The 8,966-nt window shown below is 78.5% G+C and carries 9 protein-coding genes; 6 read left to right on the forward strand and 3 right to left on the reverse strand.

The features are described from left to right. The 5 genes from rfaE2 to GYH36_RS18190 form a co-directional block, all read left to right on the forward strand. The coding region (gene rfaE2, locus GYH36_RS18170) for a D-glycero-beta-D-manno-heptose 1-phosphate adenylyltransferase (RefSeq protein ID WP_162290577.1) at positions 1-623 on the forward strand (623 nt) is incomplete at its 5' end. Further along, positions 620-1,357 carry an SDR family oxidoreductase gene (locus GYH36_RS18175; RefSeq protein WP_162290578.1) on the forward strand — a complete coding sequence of 246 codons (738 nt, stop codon included), beginning with the start codon at positions 620-622 and terminating at the stop codon, positions 1,355-1,357. The genes rfaE2 and GYH36_RS18175, both read left to right, overlap by 4 nt. Further along, positions 1,348-2,502 carry a glycosyltransferase family 9 protein gene (locus tag GYH36_RS18180; RefSeq protein WP_312028708.1) on the forward strand — a complete coding sequence of 385 codons (1,155 nt, stop codon included), beginning with the start codon at positions 1,348-1,350 and terminating at the stop codon, positions 2,500-2,502. The genes GYH36_RS18175 and GYH36_RS18180 overlap by 10 nt, the downstream gene beginning before the upstream one ends. Beyond that, positions 2,499-3,347, forward strand: coding sequence for an SDR family oxidoreductase (locus GYH36_RS18185; protein ID WP_115942672.1), 849 nt, complete (start codon positions 2,499-2,501; stop codon positions 3,345-3,347). Before GYH36_RS18180 ends, GYH36_RS18185 begins: the two co-directional genes overlap by 4 nt. A 47-nt stretch (positions 3,348-3,394) precedes the next feature. After that, positions 3,395-3,649, forward strand: a complete 255-nt coding sequence (locus GYH36_RS18190) for a DUF6480 family protein (RefSeq protein ID WP_220396165.1) — start codon at positions 3,395-3,397, stop codon at positions 3,647-3,649. Here the strand turns inward: GYH36_RS18190 and GYH36_RS18195 are convergent. Further along, positions 3,625-4,968, reverse strand: a complete 1,344-nt coding sequence (locus tag GYH36_RS18195) for a UDP-glucose dehydrogenase family protein (RefSeq protein ID WP_162290579.1) — start codon at positions 4,966-4,968, stop codon at positions 3,625-3,627. The two genes, GYH36_RS18190 and GYH36_RS18195, sit on opposite strands and share 25 nt — an antisense overlap. Further along, positions 4,965-5,999, reverse strand: coding sequence for an NAD-dependent epimerase/dehydratase family protein (locus tag GYH36_RS18200; RefSeq protein ID WP_162290580.1), 1,035 nt, complete (start codon positions 5,997-5,999; stop codon positions 4,965-4,967). Before GYH36_RS18200 ends, GYH36_RS18195 begins: the two co-directional genes overlap by 4 nt. A gap of 204 nt (positions 6,000-6,203) precedes the next feature. On the opposite strand from GYH36_RS18200, the gene GYH36_RS18205 reads away from it, so the two are divergent. After that, positions 6,204-7,604, forward strand: coding sequence for an APC family permease (locus GYH36_RS18205; RefSeq protein WP_162290581.1), 1,401 nt, complete (start codon positions 6,204-6,206; stop codon positions 7,602-7,604). Between the two features lie 75 nt (positions 7,605-7,679). On the opposite strand, the gene GYH36_RS20145 is transcribed toward GYH36_RS18205, so the two are convergent. Continuing rightward, positions 7,680-8,690, reverse strand: a complete 1,011-nt coding sequence (locus tag GYH36_RS20145; RefSeq protein WP_162290582.1) for an Ig-like domain-containing protein — start codon at positions 8,688-8,690, stop codon at positions 7,680-7,682. Positions 8,691-8,966: the final 276 nt, after the last annotated feature.

Here is an 8,966-nt window from a genome sequence, read left to right on the forward strand (position 1 = left end):
TGGGCGCGGCCTCGGCGTGGGTCGCCGCGGGCGGCGCGGAGGGCTACCGCCGACGCGCCGACGCCGCGCCCGCCGGCCGGACTGCCGCGCGCCCGGGACCCGACGGCGCCCCCACGGGGTCCGCCGCCGACGCGGCCGCCCCCGAGGAGGTCGCGGCCCGGCTGCGCGCCCGCGGGGGCACGGTCGTCGCGACCGGCGGGTGCTTCGACATCCTCCACGCCGGGCACGTCGCGACGCTCGAGGCCGCGGCCCGCCTCGGCGACCACCTCGTCGTCCTGCTCAACGGCGACGCGTCGGTCCGCCGGCTCAAGGGGCCCGAACGCCCCGTCGTCGGGCAGGCGGACCGCGCGCGCGTCCTGTCCGCGCTCGACTGCGTGTCCGCCGTCGTCGTGTTCGACGAGGACGACCCGCGCGCCGCCCTCGAGCGCCTGCGCCCGGACGTGTGGGCCAAGGGCGGCGACTACACCGAGGAGACCCTGCCCGAGGCGCAGGTGGTCCGGCGGCACGGCGGCCGGGTCGTCGTCCTGCCCTACGTGGACGGCCGGTCCACGACCTCGATCCTCGAGCGCTCGGGGCGATTCGCGCCCGGCACCCACCCGCTGACGAAGGAGACGACCGCATGACCGCGACCGCACCGACCCCCCGCCAGCCCGAGTCGCCGGCGCCCGTCCCGCGCGAGCTCGGCACCGTCTACGTCACGGGAGGCGCGAGCGGGCTCGGCGCCGCGCTCGTCGACGCCGTGACGGCCGCCGGCGGCAAGCCGGTCGTGCTCGACCGGGTCGCGCCCGCCGCGGGCGTGCCGCACGCCGTCGTCGACCTGTCCGACTCCGCCGCCGCGGCCGCGGCCGTCGAGCGCCTCGCGCTCGAGGTGGGACCGCCCGACGCCGTGGTCACCGCGGCGGGGACCGACGCGTGCGGGCGGCTCGACGAGATCGACGTCGAGACGTGGGAGCGCGTCGTGCGCGTCAACCTGTTCGGCACCGTCGCGGTCGTGCGCGCCGCGCTGCCCCACCTCGAGGAGCGCCGCGGGACGGTCGTGACCGTCGCGTCGACGCTCGGGCTCAAGGGCGTCTCGGACGCGACCGCCTACTGCGCGTCGAAGTTCGCCGTGCGCGGGTTCTCGCAGGCGCTCGCCGCGGAGCTCGCGGGCCGCGTCGGCGTCACGTGCCTCGTGCCCGGCGGGATGCGCACCGCGTTCTTCGACGGGCGCACCGAGCAGTACAGACCCGGACCGGACGCCGACCTCAACGACCCGCGCGCGACCGCGGCGGCCGTCGTCACGGCGCTCCGCCAGCCCGTGGGCTGCGAGATCCGCGAGATGCTCGTCATGGCCTCCGGCGAGACGTCGTGGCCGTGACGGACGGCGCGGCGGAGCGCGCCGCCGACCTGCCCGGTCTCGCGAGCCAGGACGAGGGCACGGTGCTCGTGCTGCGCGCGCTCGGGCTCGGGGACGCGCTCACGGCGGTCCCGGCGCTGCGGGGCGTGCGGCGCGCGTGGCCGGGGCGGCGCGTCCTGCTCGCCGCCCCCGAGGAGGTCGGCTCCTGGCTGCGCGACCTGGGCCTCGTCGACGGCGTCGTCCCGACGCGCGGGCTCGCCCCGCTCGCGTGGGCCGAGGAGGCGCAGACCGTGACGGGCGCGGCGCCCGCCGGGCACGTGGCGGTGAACCTCCACGGCTCGGGCCCGGAGAGCCACCGCGTGCTTCTCGACACCGCGCCCGAGCAGGTCGTCGCGTTCGCGTCGCCCGAGGCGGGCGTCGACGGGCCGGGCTGGGACCCCGACGAGCACGAGGTCGACCGCTGGTGCCGACTCGTCACGTCCGCGGGCGGCACGTGCGCGCGCGAGGACCTGCGCCTCGACGCCCCGGCCTCGCGCGGGCGGCACGTCGTCGTCCACCCGGGCGCGGCCGCGGGGTCCCGCCGCTGGCCCGCAGACCGGTTCGCGGCCGTCGTGCGCGGCCTCGCCGCCTCCGGGCGCGACGTCGTCGTCACGGGCGGCCCCGACGAGCGCGAGCTCGTCGCGCGCGTCGTCGCGGAGGCCTCCGAGGCCCGGAGCGCGGCGGGCGACGGTCCGTCGGGCGACGGCCCGGCGGCCGACGGCCCGGCGGCCGACGGCACGACGGGGACGGTGACCGGCGCCGCCGGGACGCTCGACCTGCCCGCGCTCGCCGACGTCGTCGGGACGGCACGGCTCGTGGTGTGCGGGGACACGGGGGTCGCGCACCTCGCGACGGCCTTCGCGACGCCGTCCGTCGTCCTGTTCGGCCCGACGCCGCCGTCGGCGTGGGGCCCGGCGGTCGACCCCGACCTGCACGCCGTGCTCTGGCACGGCGCGGACGCCGAGCCGGCGCACCGGGGCGACCCGCACGGCGCCGACCTCGACCCGGCGCTCGACCGGGTGACGGTCGACGAGGTCGTCGCCGCGGCGCGTTCGCTCCTCGCGTCGTCCGGCGAGGACGCGCCCGAGATGCGTGCGGGCGCCGACGTCCGGAGGGTCGAGGCATGACCGCTCCCGACCTCGACCCCCGCACCTCCGGACCGGCGAGCGCCCCTGCCGCCGGGGACCGGCCCGTCGCGCTCGTCACGGGCTCCGAGTCCGGGATCGGGCGCGCGACCGCCGTCGCGCTCGCCGCCGCCGGGTTCGACCTCGGCCTGTGCTGGTACGCGGACGAGGACGACGCGGACGCGACCGCGCGCGAGGTCCGCGCGGCGGGAGCGCGCGCCGCGACCCGGCGCGTCGACGTCACGGACCTCGACGCGCTCGCCCCGGCCGTCGACGCGCTCGCCGCCGAGCTCGGGCGCGTGGACGCGCTCGTGAACGTCGCCGGGACGGGCACCGCCACGCCGTTCCTCGACCTCGACGTCGCGACCTGGCGCGAGGTGCTCGCGACCGACCTCGACGGCCCGTTCGTCCTCACCCAGGCCGCGGCGCGGCACATGGTCGCTGGCGGGCGCGGCGGGCGCGTCGTCAACGTGACGAGCGTGCACGAGCACGCCCCGCGCGTCGGGGCCGCGCCCTACTGCGCCGCGAAGGGCGGCCTCGGCCTGCTGACCCAGGTCGCGGCGCTCGAGCTCGCGGAGCACGGCATCACCGTCAACGCCGTCGCGCCCGGCGAGATCGCGACGGCGATGACCGGGCAGGAGGACGAGGACCCGCACCCGACGGACCGCGCCGGCGTCCCGCTGGGCCGGCCCGGGGACGCGCGCGAGGTCGCCGCCGTCGTGGCGTTCCTGTGCGGGCCGGACGCCACGTACGTCACGGGAGCGTCCTGGGCCGTCGACGGCGGGATGCTGCGCATGGGCCCGATGGCCGGGTCGCACCTGACCTCCGACGACTGGCGCCGCCCGTGAGCGTCGCGAACCGACGGCACCGACCCGACCACGACGGAAGGACTCCCATGACCGGCCCCGCCTCTCCCGACCCCGACCCCCTGGACGCCACGCACCGCTCGGGCGCCGCCGACTTCTCGGCGAGCGGCGACGTGCAGCCCGGCGAGACGCCGCCGGCGGAGGACCAGGTCAGCGCGCCCCAGGGCCACGAGGAGCACGGCCCCCACCGGGCCGTGCCGTGGGTGTGGGTCGGCGTCGTCGGCGCGGTCGCGGTCCTCACCGCGCTGTTCTTCGTCGGCTACGCCGTCGGGCTGCTCGACTGAGCGGGCGCCGCGCGCACGGCGGCGACGCCGAGCGCGCGCACGTCCCACCCGGCGGCGCGCCACCGCGCACGGTCCACGGCGTTGCGCGCGTCCACAAGGTGCGGGGCGCGGACGACCCGCGCCAGGGCGTGCGGGTCGAGCGCGCGGTACTCGTCCCACTCGGTCGCGAGCACGACGACGTCGGCGCCGGCGGCCGCCTCGCGCACGTCCGCGGCGTACCCGAGCTCGGGCGCGGCGGCCTGCGCGAGCGCGAGGGCCTGCGGGTCGGTGACCACGACGTCGGCCCCCTCGGCGGCGACCGCCCGTGCGAGGGCGAGCGCGGGTGAGCTGCGCACGTCGTCGCTGTCCGGCTTGAAGGCGGCACCGAGCACCGCGACGCGCCGGTCCGCGAGCGAGCCGCCGCACGCCGCGCGCGCGAGCTCGACCGCGCGGTCGCGGCAGCGGTCGTTGATCGCGTCGACCTCGTCGAGGAACGACACGGCGTCGCCCACCCCGAGCTCGCGCGCGCGGGCCGCGAACGCCCGGATGTCCTTCGGCAGGCAGCCCCCGCCGAACCCGAGGCCGACTCCCAGGTAGTCCCCGCCGATGCGACGGTCGAGCGCCATCGTGCCCACGAGGGCGACGGCGTCGCCCCCGGCGGCCTCGCACACCTCCGCGACCGCGTTGGCGAACGAGATCTTCGTCGCGAGGAACGCGTTCGCGGCCACCTTGGCGAGCTCCGCCGTCGCGAGGTCCGTCACGAGGCGCGGCACGTCGTCGGCGAGGAGCCGTGCGTACACCGCGTCGAGCCGCGCGACGAGCGCCTCTCCGCCGTCGTCGGGGACGCCGTAGACGAGCCGGTCGGGGTGCAGCGTGTCCGCCACCGCGTGACCCTCGCGGAGGAACTCCGGGTTCCACGCGAGGCCGACGCCGTCGGGGAGCCCGGCCGCGAGCCGCGCGGCGGTCCCCACGGGCACCGTCGACTTGCCGACGACGACCGACCCCGGCCGCAGGTGGGGCCGCAGGGCTGCGAGCGCCGCCTCGAGCTGCTGGAGGTCGGCGACCCCGCTGCCGGCCGACTGCGGCGTGCCGACGCACAGGAAGTGCACCTCGGCCGCCGCGGCGTCCGCGGCGTCGGTCGAGAAGCGCAGAGCGCCCGGTCCTCCGGTCCCCGCGAGCAGCGCCGTGAGGCCGGGCTCGAAGAACGGAGCGCGTCCCTCGGCGAGCGCCGCCACGCGTGCCGCGTCCACGTCGATCCCCACCACGTCGTGGCCCAGGCGCGCCATGGCCGCCGCGTGCACCGCCCCGAGGTAGCCGCAGCCGTGCACCGAGACCTTCATGCCGACGCCCCTCGGCCCACCGCGGCCGCGACCTCGGCGCCGCCGTCCTCCGCGCGGAACCAGGCGACCGTGCGCGCGAGCCCCTCGGGCCACGGCGTCCGCGCCCGCCACCCGAGCAGCCGCTCCGCGAGCGCCGCGTCCGGCCGGCGGCGGCGCGGGTCGTCCTCCGGCAGGTCGACGTGCACGACCCCGGCGTCGCTCCCCGTCGCGGCGAGGACGTCCTCGGCCACCTGCCCCACGGTGAGCTCCGTCGGGTTCCCGAGGTTCACCGGACCGGGGTGGTCCGTCGCCGCGAACGCGAGGATCCCGTCGACGAGGTCGTCGACGTAGCACACCGAGCGGGTCTGGGACCCGTCTCCCGCGACCGTCAGGGGCTCGCCCGCGAGCGCCTGCCGCACGAACGTGGGGACCATGCGCCCGTCGTGCCCGCGCATGCGCGGTCCGTACGTGTTGAAGATCCGCACGATCCCCGCGTCGACCCCGCGGCTGCGCCGGTAGGCCGCCGTCGTCGCCTCGGCGAACCGCTTGGACTCGTCGTACACGCTGCGCGGGCCGACCGGGTTGACGTGACCCCAGTAGTCCTCGCGCTGCGGGTGGACCTCCGGGTCGCCGTAGACCTCGGACGTCGAGGCGAGGACGAACCGCGCACCCGCGCGCCCGGCGAGCTCGAGGGCGTGGCGCGTCCCGGCCGAGCCGACGAGCAGCGTCTCGAGCGGCAGGCGGAGGTAGTCGAGGGGCGACGCGGGCGAGGCGAGGTGGAGCACGAGGTCCACCGGCTCGTCGCCGACGGCGTCCAGGCCCCGGGAGACGTCGGCCTCGACGAACGTGAACCGGGGCTCGTCGCGCAGCGCGGCGAGGTTGCCCAGGTCGCCGGTCGAGAGGTCGTCCACGCACACGACCTCGACGCCGTGCGCCACGAGCGCCTCGCACACGTGGCTCCCCACGAACCCGGCGCCGCCGGTCACCACCGCGCGCCGCGCGCGGGCCGCCACCCGCGCGGCGCCCGTCGTCGTCCCCGGCGTGTCGTCCATGTCGTCTCCTCGCGACGGCGCGCGGCCGACGCGGCTCGCGAGGACGCCGCCGGTCACGCTCGTGCCGACGGGCTCGCTGCTGGACCCGGGACGTCCACGCTCGCACGGGCCCCGGCGGCTCGCACGCGCTCCCCCCGCGCCCCGGTGCGCCCGGGCGGCCGCCGTACGGGAGCGAGCGACGCGCACCCGTGGCACGGTGACCGCATGAACGCAGCCCCCGCACCCACGGAGCAGGCCACCGATCCCGACACCCGGCTCTCGCGGTCCGTCGGCGGAAAGCTCCTCTACCTGTTCATCCTCGGCGACGTCCTCGGGGCCGGCGTCTACGCGCTGGTCGGCGAGATGGCGGGCGAGGTGGGCGGCGCGGTGTGGCTGCCGCTGCTCGTCGCGCTCGGCCTCGCCCTGCTCACCGCCGGCTCGTACGCGGAGCTCGTGACCAAGTACCCGCGTGCGGGCGGCGCCGCGGTCTTCGCGGACCGCGCGTTCCGCAGCCCGCTCGTGTCGTTCCTCGTCGGCTTCTCCATGCTCGCGGCGGGCGTGACGAGCGCGGCCGGCCTGTCGCTCGCCTTCGCGGGCGACTACTTCGCGACGTTCGTCGACGCGCCCGACCGGCTCGTCGCGGTCCTCTTCCTCGCGCTCGTCGCGACGCTCAACGCGCGCGGCATCAAGGAGTCCCTGCGCGCCAACGTCGCCATGACGGCGATCGAGCTCTCCGGTCTCCTGCTCATCGTCGTGCTCGCCGTCGTGGTGCTCGGCCGCGGTGACGGTGAGCCGGGCCGCGTCACGCAGTTCGTCGAGGGCACGACGCCGGCGATCACGGTGCTGGGGGCCGCGATCCTCGCGTACTACTCGTTCGTCGGGTTCGAGACGTCGGCCAACCTCGCGGAGGAGGTGCGCGACGTGCGCCGTACCTACCCGCGCGCGCTGTTCGGCGCGCTCGTCACGGCCGGCGTCGTCTACGTCGCCGTCGGGGTCGCGGCCGTCGCGGTCGTCGACCCGCAGTCGCTCGCCGGGTCCACGGGCCCGCTCCTCGAGGTCGTCGACGCCGAGGGCTCCGTCCCCGCGTGGGTGTTCTCCCTCGTCGCGCTCATCGCCGTGGCGAACGGCGCGCTCCTGACGATGATCATGGCGAGCCGCCTCGCGTACGGGATGGCCGAGCAGGACCTGCTCCCGACCGCGCTCGGGCGCGTGCTGCCCCGGCGCCGCACCCCGTGGGTCGCGATCGTCGTCACCACGGCGGTCGCGATGGGTCTCGTCTTCACGGGCGACGTCGCAGGCCTCGCGGAGACGGTGGTGCTGCTGCTCCTGCTCGTCTTCGCGGCGACGAACGTCGCGGTGCTCGTGCTGCGGCGCGAGAAGGTCGAGGAGCCGCACTTCCGCGTGATCACCGTGGTGCCGGTGCTGGGCGTCGCGTCGTGCGTGCTGCTCCTCACGCAGCAGGACGCCGTGACGTGGCTGCGCGCTGGCATCCTCCTCGCCGTGGGTGCGGTGCTCTACGTCGTCATGCGGTTCAGCCGCCGCTCCGGCTCGGACCGGCCCGGGGCGGACGGGCCCGCCTCCGACCGCGCCGCCTCCGACGGCACCGCGCCGGACCGCGCGGAGTGAGTCGCGCCGACCGGGCGCGCGGCGCCGGTCCACGGCCGACGGCGCCTCGACGACGGACGACGGTGCGGTGGGAGCTCAGCGGACGACGGTGAACCGCGAGGTCACGAGCGGTCCGTGCCCGCCGGTGGCCGGGTCGACGACGCGGAGCCCGAGCGTGTGCTCCCCGAGGGTGAGGCGGGACACCTGCCGCACGAGCGGGGTGTCGCCCAGCGCGTGCGTGTTGCCGGTCGCGCGGCCGTCGACGACGGCCTCGACCACGAGCCCGGGCGTGCCGGAGAACTGGGCGTCGACCGTGAAGCGCGCCTCCTCCCACGGCAGCCCCGTGGGGCGCCCGGCCACCGTGGACCCCGGGGCGGGCGAGAGCAGGACGGGCAGGTCGAACGCGTAGGGACCCACCGCGGCCGACGGCTCGGACACCGCGCCGTCGACCTCCTGCACGGCGCGCAGCGTGTGCTCGCCGTGCGCGCTCAGCCCGTCCGCGACGGCCTCCCACGTGCCGTCGTCCCCGACGACGGCCGCGCCGACCACCGCTCCCCCGGCGTCGAGCAGCGTGACGGCCGCCCCGGGCTCTCCCGTCCCGCGCAGGACCGGGAAGACGCCGACGACGCCCGGCGCGGCCGCCGACGCGAGGACGGGCGCGTCCGGGCCGGCGGGGGCCGGGTCCACGGGGGCGGGCGTGGGGTCGGTCGGCGCCGGGTCGTTCGGCGCGGGGCTCGGCCGCGCGGGCGCGGTCACGGGCGGTGCGGGCACGCCCGCGGGGTCCGTCGGCGCGGACGTCGTGCCGGCGCCCGGCTCCTGCACCGTGGGCGCGGGGTCGCCGTCGGCCGCGCGGTCGTCGTCCGCCGCCGCGTCGTCCGTGCCGGGAGGTGCGGCCGGTCCGCCCGCGGCGTCGCCCGGCGCCGCGGGTGCGGACGACCCGCCCGACGTCGTCCCCGGCGCGGGCGCGCCCGGTGCCGTCTCCTCGGCGACGGGCGGGGCCCCGGACGGCGCACCTGCCCACCACCCGGCGACCGCGCCGACGCCGACGACCGCCGCGACCACGACCGCCGTGACGCCGCCGAGGACGAGCCCCGGCGCGCCGACCACGGCACCCGAACCCGCGCCCGCACCGGCGCCGGAACCCGCCCCGGAGGCCCCGGGCGCCGAGCCCGCCGCCGCGCCCTCTCCGACCGGCGGGCCGACCGGCGGGCCGACCGGCGGCACGGACGACGCCGCGGGGTCGGGTGTGGGGGGCACGACCGCCGCGGCGTCGGGCCCCGGGCCCACCGGCCCCCCCCGGCCCCCCCCCCCCCCCCCCCCCGGGGCCCCCCCCCCCCACCGCCACAGGGCCGGCCCCAAAACCCCAGCCCCCTCCGACGCCCA

Origin of the sequence: Cellulosimicrobium composti, from assembly GCF_010287905.1 — a bacterium.
Lineage (GTDB): Bacteria > Actinomycetota > Actinomycetes > Actinomycetales > Cellulomonadaceae > Cellulosimicrobium > Cellulosimicrobium composti.

Coding starts and splice junctions, on each gene's coding strand:
- GYH36_RS18175 (WP_162290578.1), top strand. CDS start 620: ATGACCGCGACCGCACCGACCCCCCGCCAGCCCGAGTCGCCGGCGCCC.
- GYH36_RS18185 (WP_115942672.1), top strand. CDS start 2,499: ATGACCGCTCCCGACCTCGACCCCCGCACCTCCGGACCGGCGAGCGCC.
- GYH36_RS18190 (WP_220396165.1), top strand. CDS start 3,395: ATGACCGGCCCCGCCTCTCCCGACCCCGACCCCCTGGACGCCACGCAC.
- GYH36_RS18195 (WP_162290579.1), bottom strand. CDS start 4,968: ATGAAGGTCTCGGTGCACGGCTGCGGCTACCTCGGGGCGGTGCACGCG.
- GYH36_RS18200 (WP_162290580.1), bottom strand. CDS start 5,999: ATGGACGACACGCCGGGGACGACGACGGGCGCCGCGCGGGTGGCGGCC.
- GYH36_RS18205 (WP_162290581.1), top strand. CDS start 6,204: ATGAACGCAGCCCCCGCACCCACGGAGCAGGCCACCGATCCCGACACC.